At 71.2% G+C, this 16724-nt stretch carries 16 protein-coding genes; 7 read left to right on the top strand and 9 right to left on the bottom strand.

All coding sequences use genetic code 11. The annotated features are described in order from the left end of the window. Positions 1-27: 27 nt before the first annotated feature. A complete protein-coding gene (locus tag ACWF7A_RS06255; RefSeq protein ID WP_452249350.1) occupies positions 28-429 on the bottom strand; it encodes a hypothetical protein in 402 nt (133 codons plus the stop codon). A 168-nt stretch (positions 430-597) separates the two neighbouring features. Here ACWF7A_RS06255 and ACWF7A_RS06250 point away from each other — a divergent pair, with 168 nt between their 5' ends. Further along, on the top strand, positions 598-1191 hold the full coding sequence (locus ACWF7A_RS06250) for an Rv1733c family protein (protein ID WP_452249349.1): 594 nt from the start codon (positions 598-600) through the stop codon (positions 1189-1191). Positions 1192-1196: 5 nt separating this feature from the next. Next, complete coding sequence (locus ACWF7A_RS06245) at positions 1197-2102, top strand: universal stress protein (RefSeq protein ID WP_452249348.1); 906 nt, start codon at positions 1197-1199, stop codon at positions 2100-2102. A gap of 55 nt (positions 2103-2157) precedes the next feature. Here ACWF7A_RS06245 and ACWF7A_RS06240 read toward each other — a convergent pair whose 3' ends face one another. The 3 genes from ACWF7A_RS06240 to ACWF7A_RS06230 all read right to left on the bottom strand — a co-directional run bounded on the left by ACWF7A_RS06240 (position 2158) and on the right by ACWF7A_RS06230 (position 5468). After that, positions 2158-2709: a hypothetical protein gene (locus ACWF7A_RS06240; protein WP_452249347.1), complete on the bottom strand. Its 552-nt coding sequence runs from the start codon at positions 2707-2709 to the stop codon at positions 2158-2160. 291 nt (positions 2710-3000) lie between these two features. Continuing rightward, positions 3001-4329 (bottom strand): nicotinate phosphoribosyltransferase, encoded by a 1329-nt coding sequence (locus ACWF7A_RS06235; RefSeq protein WP_452249346.1) that lies wholly within the window; start codon positions 4327-4329, stop codon positions 3001-3003. Next, complete coding sequence (locus ACWF7A_RS06230; protein WP_452249345.1) at positions 4326-5468, bottom strand: site-2 protease family protein; 1143 nt, start codon at positions 5466-5468, stop codon at positions 4326-4328. Before ACWF7A_RS06230 ends, ACWF7A_RS06235 begins: the two co-directional genes overlap by 4 nt. Positions 5469-5630: 162 nt before the next feature. Here ACWF7A_RS06230 and ACWF7A_RS06225 point away from each other — a divergent pair, with 162 nt between their 5' ends. After that, entirely contained in the window at positions 5631-5882 is a 252-nt protein-coding gene (locus ACWF7A_RS06225; RefSeq protein ID WP_452249344.1) for a hypothetical protein, read from the top strand. A 569-nt stretch (positions 5883-6451) separates the two neighbouring features. Here ACWF7A_RS06225 and ACWF7A_RS06220 read toward each other — a convergent pair. The 4 genes from ACWF7A_RS06220 to ACWF7A_RS06205 form a co-directional block, all read right to left on the bottom strand. After that, positions 6452-6946 (bottom strand): flavodoxin domain-containing protein, encoded by a 495-nt coding sequence (locus ACWF7A_RS06220; RefSeq protein WP_452249343.1) that lies wholly within the window; start codon positions 6944-6946, stop codon positions 6452-6454. A gap of 110 nt (positions 6947-7056) precedes the next feature. Continuing rightward, positions 7057-8067 carry a type I glyceraldehyde-3-phosphate dehydrogenase gene (gene gap, locus ACWF7A_RS06215; RefSeq protein ID WP_452249342.1) on the bottom strand — a complete coding sequence of 337 codons (1011 nt, stop codon included), beginning with the start codon at positions 8065-8067 and terminating at the stop codon, positions 7057-7059. A gap of 26 nt (positions 8068-8093) precedes the next feature. After that, entirely contained in the window at positions 8094-10340 is a 2247-nt protein-coding gene (ppsA, locus tag ACWF7A_RS06210) for a phosphoenolpyruvate synthase (RefSeq protein ID WP_452249341.1), read from the bottom strand. Beyond that, positions 10337-11332 carry an Acg family FMN-binding oxidoreductase gene (locus ACWF7A_RS06205; protein WP_452249340.1) on the bottom strand — a complete coding sequence of 332 codons (996 nt, stop codon included), beginning with the start codon at positions 11330-11332 and terminating at the stop codon, positions 10337-10339. Before ACWF7A_RS06205 ends, ppsA begins: the two co-directional genes overlap by 4 nt. 184 nt (positions 11333-11516) lie before the next feature. On the opposite strand from ACWF7A_RS06205, the gene ACWF7A_RS06200 reads away from it, so the two are divergent. Beyond that, the gene (locus tag ACWF7A_RS06200) at positions 11517-12203 is read left to right on the top strand and encodes a CBS domain-containing protein (protein WP_452249339.1); all 687 of its coding nucleotides are present in this window, start codon (positions 11517-11519) and stop codon (positions 12201-12203) included. An 11-nt stretch (positions 12204-12214) separates the two neighbouring features. Then, positions 12215-12823 (top strand): CBS domain-containing protein, encoded by a 609-nt coding sequence (locus ACWF7A_RS06195; RefSeq protein WP_452249338.1) that lies wholly within the window; start codon positions 12215-12217, stop codon positions 12821-12823. Between the two features lie 57 nt (positions 12824-12880). Here the strand turns inward: ACWF7A_RS06195 and ACWF7A_RS06190 are convergent, their stop codons facing one another. Further along, the gene (locus ACWF7A_RS06190; RefSeq protein ID WP_452249337.1) at positions 12881-13918 is read right to left on the bottom strand and encodes a zinc-dependent alcohol dehydrogenase family protein; all 1038 of its coding nucleotides are present in this window, start codon (positions 13916-13918) and stop codon (positions 12881-12883) included. Positions 13919-14108: 190 nt separating this feature from the next. Here ACWF7A_RS06190 and ACWF7A_RS06185 point away from each other — a divergent pair, with 190 nt between their 5' ends. Together ACWF7A_RS06185 and ACWF7A_RS06180 are read left to right on the top strand one after the other, a co-directional pair. Then, a complete protein-coding gene (locus ACWF7A_RS06185) occupies positions 14109-15482 on the top strand; it encodes an APC family permease (RefSeq protein ID WP_452249336.1) in 1374 nt (457 codons plus the stop codon). Beyond that, positions 15479-16723, top strand: a complete 1245-nt coding sequence (locus ACWF7A_RS06180; RefSeq protein ID WP_452249335.1) for an arginine deiminase — start codon at positions 15479-15481, stop codon at positions 16721-16723. Before ACWF7A_RS06185 ends, ACWF7A_RS06180 begins: the two co-directional genes overlap by 4 nt. Position 16724: the final 1 nt, after the last annotated feature.

Below are 16724 nucleotides of genomic sequence, written 5' to 3'. Positions count from 1 at the left end.
CGGGCGTCGTACGTCTACTTGAGACAGTCAGGCGGACTGCCGCTCCACGCAGGCGTTCCCGGGGAAGAACCCTTGCGCTGCTGCCAGACTCGCCCGGCACGCGCGCACGATCTGCCTGGTGGCCGCCGTGCCGGGAGCCGTTCCGCACGACCCGCAGCGGACCAGGACGTCACCGGTCAGCTCGTCGACACCGACGGACGCGACCGACGAGCAGTCGCGGCACCACCGGTGACCGGTGACCTTGATGACGTGGTCCGCGGAGTGCACGCAGTGGTGCAGCCAGCGGCGGTGCACCCGGCAGGAGAGGCGCTCCAGCGGGTCGAGCCCGAGCTCATCCGCCGCGTCCTCCTCGGCCAGCATCGCCGCGAGCCGGCGGTCCCTGACGTCGGCGTAGCAGTGCCGGTCGGCGACGAGAAGTGGCGTGGTCATGGCGTTCTCCCCGGAATCGAAGTCCGCTTCAGCCTGCTGTGCGCACACCGGCGCCGACACCGCATCCCGGCTCGGATCCGCCGAGACCACGGGCTCATCCCCGATGCGACGAAGGACCCTGGGACCTGCCTCCCGCACGCGGAAATCTTGAACCAGGAGGTGGACCACATGATCGCGAAACCGATGTCCCGACTCGTCCATCAAGCCTTCCCGGGTCGCAACCGGCTCGCCACGGCGGGAGACCGCCTCGAGGGCGCGGTGCTCGCGCTGGGGCTCGCCGTCACGGTCCTCGCCGTGCCCCTCACGGGTGCCACCGGCTCGGAGATCTATGCGCACCAACGGTCCCGGGTCGCCGTGGAACAGGCGACCAGGTACGAGACCACCGCCGTGCTCGTCGAGGACGCCCCGGAGACGATCGGATCGTCCGAGCGGGGCGGCGTCGTCGAGACAGCCTCCGTGCTCGCCACGTGGCGGCTGCCGGACGGAAGCGCGCGGCGGGGCGAGGTGCAGGCGCACTACGACGCCCAGGCCGGTGCCGCGGTGACGATCTGGGTCGACGAGCACGGCGACCCGTCCGATCCGCCGATGACCCCCGAGGGCGCGGCGATCGACGCGATCGCGCTGGCGTTGCTGCTGTGGGCCGGCGTGGCCGGCGCGATGACGTTGCTCTACCTGGCGACGCGGTTCACGCACCAGCGAATCCGCCTGAGCCGGTGGGCGCGTGACTGGGAGCGGATCTCCCCGGAGTGGACCGGGAGGTGAGCCGGATGACCGTCCCGATCGGACATGCGAACGTGGTCGTCGTCGGGGTGGACGGATCGGGGCAGGCCCTGCGCGCCGTCCGCTGGGCCGCCGCGGAAGCGGTGCGCCGCGGTGCGGCGTTGCGCGTCGTGCACGCGGAGATGCCACTGCCCGCGGACGCGCTGGACATGACCGGCATGGCCCGCGAGGCGTTGCACGACGAGGCGATGAACTGGGCGTACGAGGCCATCGCCGCCGCGCTCGAGGTCGCGCCGGAGCTGGACGTCACGCACCGGGTCGAGGTCAGCACGGCCGCCTGGCTGCTCGAACGGGAGTCGGCCGACGCGGTGCTGGTCGTAGTGGGCTCCCGAGGGCTGGGCGGCTTCGCGGGCCTGTTGCTCGGCTCGGTCGCCGTTTCGCTGTCGTGCCGTGCGATGTGTCCTGTGGCCGTTGTCCGGGGCGACGAGGGAGAAGGTCCTGTCGTCGTCGGCGTGAACGGCGCACCGCACAACTGGATCGTGCTGGATCGCGCGTTCGTGGAAGCAGAGGCGCGGGGTACGTCGCTCGTCGCCGTGCACGTCTGGAAGCCGCCGATGGGCAACGAAGAGCTCGCCGCCTCGCTCGGGATCGTGTGGTCGGAGCTCCAGACCGCCCGGGACGCCGTGGTGGCCCAGCGGCTCGCCGCATGTGCGGACCGGCACTCCGGTGTACCCGTGGAGCGCCACGTCGTGCACGGGTCCGCCGCTCACCGCCTGGCCGAGTTCGCCGCCGGCGCGTCCCTGCTCGTCGTGGGGTCGCACGGCACCGGCGGTCTGCGGGGCAAACTGCTCGGGTCGACCAGCCAGGCAGTGATCCGGCACGCGCCGTGCCCCGTCCTGCTCGTGCGGCCGGGCCTGGACGAACAGATCGAGAACGCCCACCGCGCCGGTTGATCCCGTGCACGCGGGAAGGGAGGGCACCGAGGTGCCCTCCCTTCCCGCGGTGCCGTCACCGCAGCCAGGTGTTCGCCTTGACCAGCGGCAGTTCGGCCCACCAGCGACCCAGGCCCCAGACAACGCCCGATGCCGTCGCCGCGAGCACGACCAGCACGATCGCGTAGACGACGTGGTAGTCGATGATCGGGTTGGTGGACATCGTGGCCTCACCGGCCGAGTTGTGCTGCGCCGGCGGCCATTCGGCGACCCACATCAGCAGCATCATCAGGGTTCCGGCGACCGCCGAGATGCGCAGGCCGACGCCGAGCACCAGGGCGACCCCGATCGCGAGCAGGCCGATCATGAAGAGACCATCGGCCCACCAGGTGCCCGCGATGTCGTGGAAGGCGGACTGGAACGGTCCGACGTCGACCCTGCTCAGGAAGCCCTTCGTGGGCGAGCCGCCCGAGAACCACGCGTTCTTGGACTGCGTGGCGTAGCCGAGACCGAACGCCTTGTCGAAGAACGCCCAGAGGAACAGCAACCCCGTCGCGATGCGGAGCACCGCGAGGGACTTCGCGGCCGCGTCGACACGGCTGCGGGCTGGAGCGTGAACAGCGGACATCGTTGCCTCCCAAGTGTTTCCCTGATTTGAGTCTTCTCGGGTGCGGCGGGTGGGGACGCGGTCATTGGTCCCGTTCCGCCCGGGACGTCACGACCTGGCCGCCCGGTCACTCCTCCTCGGGCCCGTTCAACACCGTGCCGGCCCCGAACAGCGACATGCCGCGCGTGCCTCCCGGATCGTCCACGAGCGACAGTCGTCTCCGCTTCCTCCCGTCACAACGACGAGGTGGTGGACGAGGCGACCTTCGCCCGCTGCCAGGCGGCGGTCTCGGCGCCGCGCGTGACCGCCGAGTCAGGTCGGTGGAGAGGACAGCGACCGGCGGACGTCCTCGGTGAGCGCGTGCAGCCGGTCGCTGACGCGCACCCGCACCGATGTCGGATCGACGAGGTCCCGGGAGTGCGCCGGCAGCCAGCTGAGGTCGGCGGTGCACCTGTCCCTCGCGTCCCGCACCACCTCGGGTTCGGTTCGGGGCTGACCGACGCGCCGCCCGTCGCGCATGACGGTCGTCAGCAGGGGCTCGTGGCCCTCGGGGACTTCCTCGTCGTACAGGGCCAAGACGTCGGCCGGCCGGTCCGCGGCGCGGAAGACCTGCTTGCGCCCAGGGACGCCGGCCTTGCCCGTGGAGAGCTTCGTCGTCGGCCTGCCGTCCAGGTCGACCAGCTTGTACACGCTGTCGAGAGCGGGGGCGTTGGAGGAGACGCCCATCCGGGTGCCCACACCGAAGACGTCGATCGGCGCACCGGCCACCACGAGACGGTCGATCGCGCGCTCGTCCAGTCCGCCGCTGACGATGACGCGGGAGTCGGTCAGGCCCGCCTCGTCAAGGCGCTTGCGGGTCACCCACGACAGGGTGTGCAGGTCACCCGAGTCGAGTCGTATGCCGACCGGCTGGTGCGAGGGCATCCGCCGGGCCACCTCGATCGCCCGGTCCACCCCGGTGAGCGTGTCGTAGGTGTCGACCAGGAAGACCGCGGAAGACGGGAAGTCCGCGGCGAAGGCCTCGAACGCCGCGGACTCGTCCGGGAACGCCTGCACGTAGGAGTGAGCCATGGTGCCGCTCGGGGTGAGCCCATACCGGTCGGCGGCCGCGACGTAGCTGGTGCCCGCGAAACCCGCGATGGCCGAGGCCCGTGCCGCCGCCATCGCGGCGTCGGGGCCGTGCGCACGGCGTGCGGCGAAGTCGACGAGGTCACGTCCGGCCGCGGCGATCCGGCAGCGGGCGGCCTTGGACGCGATCGCCGTCTGGTAGGTGAGGAGGTTCAGCAACGCCGTCTCGACCAGCTGCGCCTCGGCCAGGGGAGCGGTGACCTCCAGCAGCGGCTCGCCCGCGAACACCACCCGGCCCTCCGCGACCGCGCGCACCTCCCCGGTGAACCGCACACAGGCCAGAGGGGTGACGTCGAGACCGGTGAGCCGGGCGAGGTGGACGAGTTCGGCGTCGGTGAAGCGGAAGTCCTCGAGGAACGACAGGCAGTCGGCGAGCCCGGCCGCGACGAGGAATCCGCGCGTCGGAGGCAGTCCCCGGACGAACAGGCTGAACGTCGCCGGCGCACTCATGTCCCGGAGCAGGTAGCTCAGCGCCATCCGGATCTCGTAGAGATCGGTCCGGTTTCCGCTCATGACGACGGTTCCCGGTCGCCGAGCGGCACCGCTCTGCTGATCTCGGTGGCCCAGGCGACGTCCTCGGCGTCGAGCACGCCGGTGAGGAAGCCGTCCTCGAGCACCGGCACGATGTCCTTGCCGGCGGTGAGCGACACCCTGCCGATCACGTCCAGCAGCGGCTCGCCGGCGGACGCGACAGGCACCTCCCTGGCGATGGCGGACACCGGCGTGTGCGCCCGGTCGGGCACGCGCACGAGATCGGCGAGGCTCACCACGCCCACGGGTTCCGCGTCGGAGGAGATCACCGGGAACACCCGCTGGTGCCGGTCGGCGGTGCAGGAGCGCAGGAACTCGTCCACGGTCCACCATCCCGGTGCCACGGGCGGGTCCGGCTTCATCACCTCGCGCACCAGCACACCGTCCAGCTGGTGCCGGACCTGGTCGTAAGACTGCTCCGCCGAGGCGGAGAACGCGAGGAACACCCCGGCGAGCAGGAGCCACACCCCGGAGATCCGCCCGGCGAACGACTCGCCCGCGCCGGCCGCGACGAGCACGAGCCCGAACGCACGCCCGGCGAAGGCGGCGACCCGCTCACCGCGAGCCTGCTCGCCCGTGCGCCACCAGATGATCGCCCGCAACACCCTTCCTCCGTCGAGAGGTGCGGCGGGCACCAGGTTGAACGCGGCGAGCAGCACGTTGGCGACCGCGAGCCACATCAGTGACGACGTCACCGGCGCGGGCACACCCGCCACGTCCAGCACCGTCGCGGTCAGTGCGGCCACCACTCCCGTGACCGCACTCGCACCGGGACCGGCGAGCGCGACCAGCAGATCGGCCCGCGGTGTCGGCGGCGGTGCGGTCAGCTCCGTTGCGCCACCCAGCAGCCACAGGTCGATGCGGCGGACCCCGACGCCGTAGCGGGTCGCGACGCGTGCGTGCGCAAGTTCGTGGACCAGCAACGACGCCATGAACGCCAACGCGACGACCACACCGGCCAGCCAATAGCTCACCGGCGAGTACCCCGGTGCGGTGGTGGGCAGGAACGACATGGCCATGACCTGAGCGATGAGGAGCACCACGACCAGGGTCGACCAGTGCACGCCCAGCACGACGCCCCGGTAGCGGCCGAGGGGAACGGAACGCAGAAGTGTGTTCATGCACTCCAGCATCTCGGCCGGTGTCCTGACCGGGCAGAGCCTCAGGTCTCGCCGGGGCGCGGCGATGGTCCCAGTGCGGTCACCACGTTGGGATCTGCGTCACAGCCGGGTCCGAAGAGCAGCCTTGCCTCACCACGAAGGACGTGCGAGAGGGGAAGTCCGATGAGCGTCCACGGATACACCGCCCGCCACCGAGCCATGTTGCAGGCTGTCGCGGACGGCCGCGCCGAGATCCTCAGCGGCCGCGTTCCCAGCCTGTCGGTGGACGGACTGTGGTGCGACTTCACCGCCACCAACGACCTGTGCACCGCCGGGCTGGTCGCCTCGGTGTCGCGATCCCGGGCGGGGACGCGTGTTCCCGCCGTCCTGACGCCGGTCGGCAGGCAGGTTCTCGGCACGCTGGCGGCCGCCTGACGCCACGTCCGTGCCGGTGTCCGGGGGCTTCTCGAGCGGGATGACCGTGACCGTTGCCCCGCTCTGCTCGTCGGCTCGACTCAGACCTCTGCCGCACCGGGCCGCCGTCGGAATCATCGCGATCAGGGCCCTGCGATTCGGTGCTGTGGTGCCCCAAGCCGCGTCGCCGGTACTCGCCGGATGCCTGGCCTCGGACGCATGACAGCGGCGATCGCCCTGTCCGGTCTGAGGAGGTCGTTCGGCCCGATCACCGCACCTGACGGACTGGCCCTCACCGTCCGCACGGGAGAGGTTCACGGTCTGCCCGGCCCCAAGCGGCGCGGGCAGGACGACCACGTTGCGCATCCTGCTCGGACGGCTGCGCGCCGACGGCCGCGGTCCTCGGCGCCGATCCGTGGCGCGACATCGCCACGCTGCACCGGCCTCCGTGCCGCGCAGGCCGGGAGGCACTGTCACCGCTGAACCCCGGTCTGGCTGATGGTCGTGGCGGCGGCGCTGATCGCGGCCGGACTGACCGCCCTGAGCCGCCGGGACGTGGGCTGAGCGGCGGCCGCGTCCCGGCGGAACCGTCAGCGCGCGGCCACCAGCCTTTCGGAGATCACGTACGCCCACAGCCGGATCTCGTCCCAGTCCCGGAAGTCGCCGGCCGCGGCGGTCCGCGCCATCCTCCTCGCGAGGAATCCGACGGCGGTGTCGCTCGAGAGCCTGCCGCCGAACGTGACGGGTTCCTCCGCACCGATGCGTGCGGCGATCTCACGCACCTGGCGCGGTGCGCGCTGGGGCACCTGGCCGGGGCCGAGCGGGCCGCTGTGGAAGAGCCACACCGGCTTGCGGACGAGCAGTTCCTCGTTGCGCTTCAACAGCCTGACCGCCTCCGGCCGCCAGCGACCGGAGTAGAGCGCGCTGCCCAGCACGACCGCCTTGTACGGCTCGACGGACTGCACGTCCGCGGCGTCCAGCACGGCGACTTCGTGCGCGGCGTGGCGGATCTGCTCCGCGACGGCCTCGGCGATCTCCCTGGTGGAACCCGACCTGGTCGCGTACGCGACGAGAATCTCAGCCATACCAACACCATCGGGCCTGTCCTCGACCGCGGACAGAGCACTTGTGCTCGGCTGCGGGAGGACTCCGGTCATCGGCTCGGGGACCAGCGGTCAGGTGGTGGTCCGCTCGTTCACGGCAGCGTCCTGGCCACCCGGTCCGCGAGGTCGATCGTGCGGTGGGCGTAGCCCCACTCGTTGTCGTACCAGCCCATCACCTTGACGACGTGTCCCTGCACCTTGGTGAGCGAGGCGTCGAACACGCACGACGCCGGGTCGCCGATGATGTCACGGGAGACGACGGGATCCGTGGTGTAGCGCAGGATTCCCTTCAGATGCCGGGCGGCGGCCTCTTCGAACGCGCTGTTGACCTGGCCCGCCGTCGCCGGCTCGGCGAGCCGCACGGTCAGGTCGGTGAGCGACCCGTCCTCGACCGGCACGCGCACGGCCAGGCCGTCGAGCTTGCCGTCCAGCGACGGGATGACCTGGCCGATGGCGCGGGCGGCACCGGTGGAGGTCGGGATGATGTTGACCGCGGCCGAACGCGCTCGGCGCAGGTCCTTGTGCGGGCGGTCGAGCAACGCCTGGTCGCCGGTGTAGCTGTGGATCGTCGTCATCACGCCCTCGACGATGCCGAACGCCTCGTCGAGCACGGCCGCCATCGGGGCGGCGCAGTTGGTGGTGCACGAGGCGTTCGAGATGACGTGGTGCTTGCCCGCGTCGTAGCTCTCGTCGTTGACGCCCATGACGATCGTGGCGTCGACGTCCTTGCCCGGAGCGGTGATGATGACCTTGCGCGCACCGCGTTCGAGGTGGACTCCCGCTGTCTCCCTGGTGCGGAAGCGGCCCGAGGCCTCGATGACGACCTCGACGCCGAGCACGCCCCAGTTGAGCTCTGCCGGATCCGCCTGCGACGTCACGAGGATGCTGTGATCGTCCACGGTGATGGTGTTGCGCTCGACGGTGACGTGGCGGCTCCACGGGCCGTACGTCGAGTCGTAGGCGAGCAGGTGTGCCAGCGTCTCCGCGTCGGTGACGTCGTTGACGGCGACGATCTCGATCGCCGTGTCGTTGCGGTCGAACGCGGCGCGCAGCACGTCGCGGCCGATGCGTCCGAACCCGTTGATGCCGACCCGTACAGCCATGGTGGATCTCCCTGGTGAGTGAGGTGTCAGTGGGCGTGCCGCAGCAGGAGGCGTCGCTCGGCCGACCCGATCGCCGCCCTGGCGGAGGGAACCGCGTCCGGGTTGACCGAGATGGACGTGATGCCGAACTCCACGAGCTTCTCGGCGAACTCCGGTTTGTTGGACGGCGCCTGCCCGCACAGCGACGACGTGATGCCCGCGTCCCTCGCGGCGCCGACGATGCGTCCGATCATGTCCAGCACGGCGGGGTCGGACTCGTCGAACAGGTCCGCGCACAGCTCGGAGTCGCGGTCGACGCCGAGCATCAGCTGCGTGAGGTCGTTGCTGCCGATGGAGACCCCGTCGATGCCCGACCGCGCGTACTCGGGGATCCAGTACGCCACCGAGGGGACCTCGGCCATGACCCACCGGTGCAGGCCGCGGTGGCGGCCGAGCGGGCTGCGGTCGATCTGCTCCAGGCAGGCCTCCAGCTCCCACTTCGTGCGCACGAACGGGATCATCAGGTGCAGGTTCGGCGTCTGCTCCCGCACCCTCGCCAGTGCTTCGAGCTCCAGCCCGAACAGCATCGGGTCGTCCACGTACCGGTAGCAGCCGCGGTAGCCGATCATCGGGTTGTGCTCGTGCTTCTCGAACTCGTCGCCACCCTTGAGCTCGCGGAACTCGTTGGTGCGGAAGTCCATCGTCCGGTAGACGACCGGCCGCGGCGCGAACGCGTGGGTGATCTGCAACAGCGACGACGTCATGGCGTGGAGGAAGTCCTCGGTGCCGTGCTGCGCCAGGAACCGGCGCGGGTGCTCGGCGCCGAGCGCCTCGGTGAGCATGAACTCCGCCCGCAGCAGGCCGACGCCGTCCACCGGCATCGCCGCCACCTCGGAGGCGTGCTCGGGCAGCGCGAGGTTCACGTACACCCGCGTGCCGAGCGCCTCGGTGGCGAGCACGGCGGGCGGCACGATGCGCGGCGCGGTCGTGATCGGCGCGGCGCCGGCCCGCACCTCGCCCGCGCTGCCGTCGACGGTGACCTGCTGCCCCTCCTTCAGCACCGAGGTCGCCGCGCCGGTACCGACCACGCACGGCACGCGGAGCTCGCGGGCCACGATGGCGGCGTGGCAGGTGATGCCGCCGCCGTCGGTGACCACCGCGGACGCGCGCCGCATCGTCGGCACCCAGTCGGGATTGGTCATCTCGGCGACGAGGACCTCGCCGTCGCGCAGGCGGGAGCCCTCGTCGGGGGAGGTCAGCACGCGCACCCGGCCCGAGGCGATGCCCGGTGAGGCGCCGAGCCCGGCGACCAGCGGGCCGTCCGGGGTCGTGCCGGTGTCGGGCAGGGTCGTGATGGGACGGGACTGCACGAGCCACGTCTTCCCGTCGGCGATCGCCCACTCGGTGTCCTGCGGCTCGCCGTAGTGCCGCTGCACCCGCACGCCGAGCTCGCCGATCGCGACGGCTTCGGCCTCGGCTAGCACCTGGGTGTGCGACTCCTCCGCGGTGAGCTCGATCCGTTCGTCGTTGCCGTTGGCACCCCGAACGATCTTGTGCGTCTTGCGGCCGATCCGGGTGTCCACAAGGGACACCGTGTCGCCGTCGCGGCGCAGGACGTAGGTGTCAGGTTCCACGGACCCGCTGACGACGACCTCGCCGAGCCCGAACGACGCCTCGACGAGCAGCCGGTCGCGTTCCCCGGTCGACGGGTCGGCGGTGAACATGACGCCGGAGCGCTCGGAGTCGACCATGCGCTGCACGACGACGGCGATGGCCGGCTCGTCGGAGATGTCCTGCTCGGCGCGGTAGGCGACCGACCGGGTGCCGAACAGCGACACCCAGCAGTCGAGCAGCCGGTCGAGCAGGGCGTGCGCGCCGCGGGTGTTCGTGAAGGTGCTGTTCATCCCGGCGAACGAGGCTCCCGCGGTGTCCTCGGACGTCGCCGAGGACCGCACGGCCACGGACTCGTCCTGTCCGAGCTCGCGGTAGGCGTGCAGCACGGCGTGCCGCACGTCGTCGGAGATCCCGGCCTTGCGCACCAGGTCGCGCATGCGTTCGGCGGACTCCGCGAGGCGGTCCGGCGCGGTGGCCCGGTCGAGCGCGATGGCGAGCTCGGCGGCGAGGTCCTCGCGGACCTGGCTCATCGAGGTCAGGAACGCTTCGGCGGTCACGACGAAACCGGGTGGCACCGGCAGGCCCGCACGGGTCAGCTCGCCGAGGTTGGCGCCCTTCCCGCCGGCGATGCCGGTGTCGTTCTTGCCGAGCGTGGTGAAGTCGCGGATGTACCTGGTCACGGCTGCTCCTGGTGGCTGAGGACGTCGAGGACGGGACGGCGGGGCGTGCCGGGCACCGGGTCCGCGTTGAACCCGGCCCAGCCGATCCGGATGACGAGCTGCGGGCAGGTCGCGCCCCCGAGCACCTGGTCGCGCACCAGCTCCTTGGTCTCGACGACCTCCAGCGGCTGGCTCAGCGGGCAGGTCGCGAGTCCCGCCGACGTGGCCTCCAGCAGCACCGCGCTCGCGGCCTCGCCCGCGCGCAGCCGCGACAGGTCGTCGTCGGACGAAGTGCTGAGCAACAGCAACGACCCCGCGTCCTCGCCGAGCAGCCTGCGGTCGGCCTGGATCAGCTCACCGGGCGCGAACTCGCGCATCCGGAGGTTGCCGTACCGGTGCGGTCCGGCGGGGATGTTCGCGGCGGGCACGCCGGCCGAGGCTCCGGGGTAGACGCCGCTCCAGTCGCGGATCTCCCTGCGGTAGGCGGGGTCCGCCTCCTGGGTGGCGGCAGCCCTGTCGATGGCGATCAGCAGTTCGTCCCGCCCCCTTCCGGTCACGACCAGCGCCTCCACGCCCTCGTTGCGGGCGCGCCGCACGAGCTGGTCGAGGATCGCGTCAGGCGGCGGCCAGGAGGAGAAGGCACGGCGATCGGTGCGCCTGCGCGGAATCGCGGTCGAGAGCGCGACGAGCGCCTCGCTCGGCTCGCGCGCCTGGAACTCGATCGCGGCGAGGTGGTCCGGCTGGCTCGGGTTGGGCAGCCGGTGCACGACCGCCCGCCAGCCGAGCGCGGCCAGCCCGACGCGCAGGTGGTGCAGCGCGGCCCCGCAGCTGATCACGAGGTCGGCGCCCGTCGGGTCGATCGCGGGCAGGCCGCGCGTGCGGTCGGCGTACAGGTGCAGGCTGTGCGCGCCGATCTCCCAGCGCCAGGGCTGGGAGTTGTGCACCGACGGCGCGCGGCAGGCGAGCGCCACCGCCGCCCGCAGTGTGTTCTCGTCCGGCTGACCGCGGTCCATCCGGCTCACCTCCAGGTCGAAGTCGCCCTTTGAAACTCGCAGCGACGACGGCCTGCGGTGAGGGGCGTAGGTCCCCGCCTCTCCGGGACCCGCGTCCCGTCCGCGTGCGCCTTTGGCAGGTGTCCCGCCCGCGGTTCCGGCAGAAGGCTGGAGGCACGTGGACCGAAGATCACCGGAGGGTGTCATGCGTGAACCGACAGTCGCCTCGCTGATGACGCGTGAGGTGATCACCGCCGACATCGGCAGCTCGTTCAAGGAAGTCGTGAAGCTGTTGGAGGACAACGAGATCAGTGCTGTTCCCGTGCTCGACGGCGGTTATCCCGTCGGCGTCGTGTCCGAGGCGGACCTGCTGCCGAAGGAGGAGTTCCGCGGTGGCACCGGGCAGGAGCCGGGACTGTTCGCCGGCCGCGCGGTGAAACACCGCTGGGACCAGGCGTCCGGGCTGACCGCCGAGGACCTCATGACGGTCCCGGTGAAGACCGTGACGCCGGACACCGCGGCGAGCGCGGCCGCGCGCGAACTGGCGGCCACCGGACTGCGCAGGCTCTTCGTCATGGACTCCGACGGCGCGCTCGTCGGCGTGCTGTCCCGGCGCGACCTGCTGAAGCTCTACCTGCGGGAGGACGACGAGCTGCGCACCGACATCCGCGAGCAGATCTTCGGCGGGATGCTGTGGGTGGACCCGGACGGCATCGACGTGGAGGTCGACGACGGCGTGGTCGCCCTGCGGGGACAGCTGGAGCGCCAGAGCGAGGTCGAGATCGCCGAGCACCTCGTGCGCGCGTTGCCCGGGGTGGTCGACGTCCGCAACGGGCTGCGCGCCGGGTGGAACGACACGACGCACGCCCGCCAGACCGAGATCTTCGGGTGAAGGAGAGCACGATGAGGACTCGAGACGTGATGACGGCCGACGTCGTCGTTGTCAGGCCGGACACCCCCGCCCGCGAGGCGGCGCACCTGCTCGCCGAACGCGGTTTCACCGCGCTGCCCGTCGTGGACGACTACGGCGTGCTCGTCGGCCTGGTGAGCGAGACCGAGCTGCTGCGGCACCGATTGCCGCAGGACCCCAGGAAACTGGTGCACGGCGAGCCGCCCAAGGCCAGGGTCGCCCCCGCCGACCTGGTGGGCCAGGTGATGACCTCCCCGGCGACGGTCACGCCGAACACCGACCTGGCCGAGGTCGCGGACCTGATGCTGGAACGCGGAGTGCGCAGCGTGCCGGTCGTCTACGAGGGCCACCTCGCGGGCATCGTGACACGCAGGGACCTGTTGCGCTCCATCAGCAGGGACGACTGGATCATCGAGGCCGAGATCCGGCACCGTCTCGACGTGATCGGCTCCGAGCACCGGTGGACCGTCTCGGTGCGCGACGGCAAGGTGTCCATTGTGGACAGGCTGAACGACGCGACGGATCGGCACGTCGCGGAGGTGCTCGCACGCGCCGTCGCGGGTGTGACCGACGTGCGGATCGTGCAGTACGCGGAGAACTGACCACCGTGGTCCAAGAGGGCGCCGGGATCGTCCCGGCGCCCTCTTGTCGTTGCCGCGTCAGGCCTGCAGGACGACCTTGAGCGCTCCGGTGTCACCCGCGTTCTCGAACACCTCGTACGCCTGCTCCATCTCGTCGAGGGCGAACCGGTGCGTGATGAACCGCTCCCCGTCGATCCGGCCGGCCGCGACCATGCGCAGCAACGTCGGGGTGGAGACGGTGTCGACGAGCCCGGTGGTGATGGTGACGTTGCGGATCCACAGGTTCTCCAGGTGCAACGTCGCGGGCTTGCCGTGCACGCCGACGTTCGCGACGTGCCCGCCCGGACGGACCAGCTTGGCGCACAGCTCGAACGTCTCCGGCACCCCGACCGCCTCGATGGCGACGTCGGCGCCCAGGCCGCCGGTGAGCTCGCCGACGATCCGCTCGGCCTCCTCCTCGCTCGATGCGGTGATGTCGGCGCCGAACTGCTTGGCCGCGTCGAGCCGCGACGCCGCGAGGTCGACGGCAACGATGTGTCCGGGGCTGTAGAGCTGCGCGGTCTGGATCGCGGCGAGGCCGATCGGCCCGGCACCGACGATCACGACGGTGTCCGCGGGCTTCACGGTCCCGTTGAGCACGCCGACCTCGTACGCGGTGGGCAGGATGTCGGCCAGCACGACCGCGGCGGTGTCGCTCACGTCGTCGGGCAGCAGGTGGGTCGAGGTGTCGGCGAACGGCACGCGCACGTACTCGGCCTGCACGCCGTCGACCAGGTGCCCGAGGATCCAGCCACCGCCGCCGAGGCATTGGCCGTAGCTGCCGGTGCGGCAGTACTGGCAGCGTCCGCAGGTGGTGATGCACGAGATCAGCACGCGGTCGCCGGGCTGGAGACCGGTGACGGACGCGCCGACCTCCTCGACCACGCCGACGGCCTCGTGCCCGAGGATCCGTCCGTTCTCGACCTCCGGCACGTCCCCCTTGAGGATGTGCAGGTCGGTGCCGCAGATCGTCACCGCCGTGACGCGCACGACCGCGTCCGTCGGGTCCTGGATCTCAGGCTTGGGAACCTCTTGCCACGCGCGTTTCCCGGGCCCGTGGTAGACCAGCGCCTTCATCAGGATTCCTCCTCTGTCCGGTTTCCATCCCAGGCTGCTCGCGCGGGTGCGTGCCGCGCAGAGACCGGGGTCCCGCCCGCCGGGGGACCTAGGACCTGCCGCCGAGAAGACCTGGGGTGGTGGGGGATCGCGCGGCCGCGGCGCACGCTGCTGACAGCGACACGGTCCACATCGGAGTGAGGAGTTCGCCGTGAGCACAGACATCGCCGGGCCGGCTGCCGAGACGCGGCCCGACCCGGGAAGTGACCGGCCGCGGCCGTCGAGGTTCGGCCTCCCCACCGCCACCGCGCTGGTGGTCGGATCCGTGATCGGCACCGGCGTGTTCGGCCTGCCGTCCGCACTGGCGCCGTTCGGGCCGGTGAGCCTCGTGGCGTTCGTCCTCGTGTCGATCGGCGCTCTCGCCCTCGCCCTCACGTTCGGCGCGCTGGCGAAGCGCCTCAGCGGTTCCGGTGGCCCGTACGTGTACGCGAGGGACGCGTTCGGCGAGTTCGCGGGATTCCTCAACGCCTGGTGCTACTGGATCACCGCGTGGGCGGGCAACGCGGCGATCGTCGTGGCACTGGTCGGCTACGTCGAGGTGTTCGTGAACACCGAGCACCAGGTCGGCTGGTCCATCGTGATCGCGTTGGCGGGCCTGTGGATTCCCGCCCTGGTCAACCTGTCCGGGCTGCGGAGCATGGCCGTGACGCAGATCGTCTTCACCGTGCTGAAGATCGTGCCGCTGCTGTTCATGGCGACCGTCGGGCTGTTCTTCGTCAAGTCGGCGAACTTCGGCCCGTTCAACGCCAGCGACCTCTCACTCGGTGGTGCCGTCTCCGCCGCCGCGGCGATCGCGTTGTTCAGCTACATCGGCATCGAGACCGCCTCGGTCGCCGCCGGCCGCGTCCGCGACCCCGAGCGCAACGTCGGCCGCGCCACCGTGTTCGGCACGATCGGGTGCGCTGTCGTGTACGTCCTCGGCACCCTCGCCGTTTTCGGCACCGTGCCGAACGGGGCGCTGCAGGAGAGCAAGGCGCCGTTCACGGACGCCGCCAACGCGATGTTCGGCGGCCAGTGGGCCGGTCAGGCGATCGCGGTCGCCGCCGTCGTCTCCGGCCTGGGCTGCCTGGTCGGCTGGACGCTGATCATCGGCGAGATGCCGATGGCCGCGGCGAAGGACAAGCTGTTCCCCAAGGCGTTCCTGCGCACCCGCGGTGACATCCCGAGCTTCGGCATCATCAGCTCGACCGTGCTGGCCTCGGCGCTGGTCGTCGTCAGCTACACCAACTTCGAGCAGGTCTTCACCACGCTCGTGCTGCTGTCGGTGTTCACCGCCGTCGTGCCGTACCTGTTCAGCGCCGCCGCACAGCTGTTCTGGCTGTTGGTCCGCGGCCGCAAGGCCGAGTGGCCGCACCTCGTGCGCGACGGCGTCGTGTCGGTGCTCGCGCTGGGCTTCGCCTTCTGGGCCCTGGCCGGCAGCGGCTACCAGGCCGTCTACTACGGCGTCGTGTGCCTGCTGCTGGGCGTGCCCCTCTACATCTGGCTGAAGGTCGGCCGCCGTGAGTACGGCGAGGTCGCGTCATGACCCTCGGCGTCGGCTCCGAGGTCGGTGCGCTGCGCCAGGTGATCGTGCACCGGCCAGGGCTGGAGCTCAGCAGGCTCACCCCGCGCAACTGCGACGAGCTGCTGTTCGACGACGTGCTGTGGGCCTCAAGGGCCCAGGAGGAACACGACGTGTTCACCGGTGTGCTGCGCGGGCGGGGGATCACCGTGCACCACACCGGCACCCTGCTCGCCCAGACCCTGGCGTTGCCGGAGGCACGGGCGTTCGTGCTCGACCGCGTGTGCACGCCGGAACTGCTCGGACCGGCCCTGGCGGGACCGGTGCGCGAGTTCGCGGAGAAGGTCGACGCGACGGATCTCGCCGAACTGCTCGTCGGAGGCGTGACCCGCGCGGACCTGTCCCCGCTCGGAGTGCACAGCCTGCGCTGGAACACCCTGGGACTGGACGACTTCGTGCTTGCGCCGCTGCCGAACACCCTGTTCCCGCGCGACAGCTCGGCGTGGGTCTACGGCGGCGTCACGATCAACCCGATGGCGAAGGCCGCCCGCCGCCGCGAGTCTCTGCACTGCCAGGCCGTCTACCGCTTCCACCCGTTGTTCGCCGGCGCGATGTTCCCGACCTACTACGGCGCCGACGACGCCAACCACCAGCCCGCGACGCTGGAAGGCGGCGACATCCTCGTCCTGGGACGTGGTGTCGTGCTGGTCGGCATGGGGGAGCGGACCACCCCGATGGGCGTGGAGATCCTGGCCCGCGAACTGTTCCGCACCGGCCAGGCCACCTCGGTGATCGCCGTGCAGCTCCCGCGTTCGCACGCTCTCATGCACCTCGACACCGTGATGACGATGCTCGACCTGGACACGTTCATCCGCTACCCGGAGCTCGACCCGGCCGCGCTGCGCACGTGGGTGATCACACCGGCCGATCCGCACGAGGTCGTCGAGCACGCCTCGGCGGGCCTGCGGGTCGAGGAACGCGTCTCGGTGTTCGCCACGATCGCCGAACTGCTGGAGGTCGACCGCCTCCGCGTGTTGTGCGCGGACGAGGACGCCCGCGCCGCCGAACGCGAACAGTGGGACGACGCCAACAACTTCCTCGCGCTCGCCCCCGGCGTCGTCGTCGGCTACGAGCGCAACACCGTCACCAACACCATGCTCGCCGACCACGGCATCGAGGTCATCTCCATCCCCGGCAACGAACTCGGCCGCGGCCGGGGCGGGGCTCGCTGCATGACCTGCCCGATCCAGCGCGACGGCATCTGAA

Source organism: Lentzea sp. NPDC055074, assembly GCF_053608005.1.
Note: the sequence above shows the minus strand (reverse complement) of the source record. Positions and strands in the feature narration are given on the sequence as shown.

Coding starts and splice junctions, on each gene's coding strand:
- ACWF7A_RS06255 (WP_452249350.1), bottom strand. CDS start 429: ATGACCACGCCACTTCTCGTCGCCGACCGGCACTGCTACGCCGACGTC.
- ACWF7A_RS06250 (WP_452249349.1), top strand. CDS start 598: ATGATCGCGAAACCGATGTCCCGACTCGTCCATCAAGCCTTCCCGGGT.
- ACWF7A_RS06245 (WP_452249348.1), top strand. CDS start 1,197: ATGACCGTCCCGATCGGACATGCGAACGTGGTCGTCGTCGGGGTGGAC.
- ACWF7A_RS06240 (WP_452249347.1), bottom strand. CDS start 2,709: ATGTCCGCTGTTCACGCTCCAGCCCGCAGCCGTGTCGACGCGGCCGCG.
- ACWF7A_RS06235 (WP_452249346.1), bottom strand. CDS start 4,329: ATGAGCGGAAACCGGACCGATCTCTACGAGATCCGGATGGCGCTGAGC.
- ACWF7A_RS06230 (WP_452249345.1), bottom strand. CDS start 5,468: ATGAACACACTTCTGCGTTCCGTTCCCCTCGGCCGCTACCGGGGCGTC.
- ACWF7A_RS06225 (WP_452249344.1), top strand. CDS start 5,631: ATGAGCGTCCACGGATACACCGCCCGCCACCGAGCCATGTTGCAGGCT.
- ACWF7A_RS06220 (WP_452249343.1), bottom strand. CDS start 6,946: ATGGCTGAGATTCTCGTCGCGTACGCGACCAGGTCGGGTTCCACCAGG.
- gap (WP_452249342.1), bottom strand. CDS start 8,067: ATGGCTGTACGGGTCGGCATCAACGGGTTCGGACGCATCGGCCGCGAC.
- ACWF7A_RS06205 (WP_452249340.1), bottom strand. CDS start 11,332: ATGGACCGCGGTCAGCCGGACGAGAACACACTGCGGGCGGCGGTGGCG.
- ACWF7A_RS06200 (WP_452249339.1), top strand. CDS start 11,517: ATGCGTGAACCGACAGTCGCCTCGCTGATGACGCGTGAGGTGATCACC.
- ACWF7A_RS06195 (WP_452249338.1), top strand. CDS start 12,215: ATGAGGACTCGAGACGTGATGACGGCCGACGTCGTCGTTGTCAGGCCG.
- ACWF7A_RS06190 (WP_452249337.1), bottom strand. CDS start 13,918: ATGAAGGCGCTGGTCTACCACGGGCCCGGGAAACGCGCGTGGCAAGAG.
- ACWF7A_RS06180 (WP_452249335.1), top strand. CDS start 15,479: ATGACCCTCGGCGTCGGCTCCGAGGTCGGTGCGCTGCGCCAGGTGATC.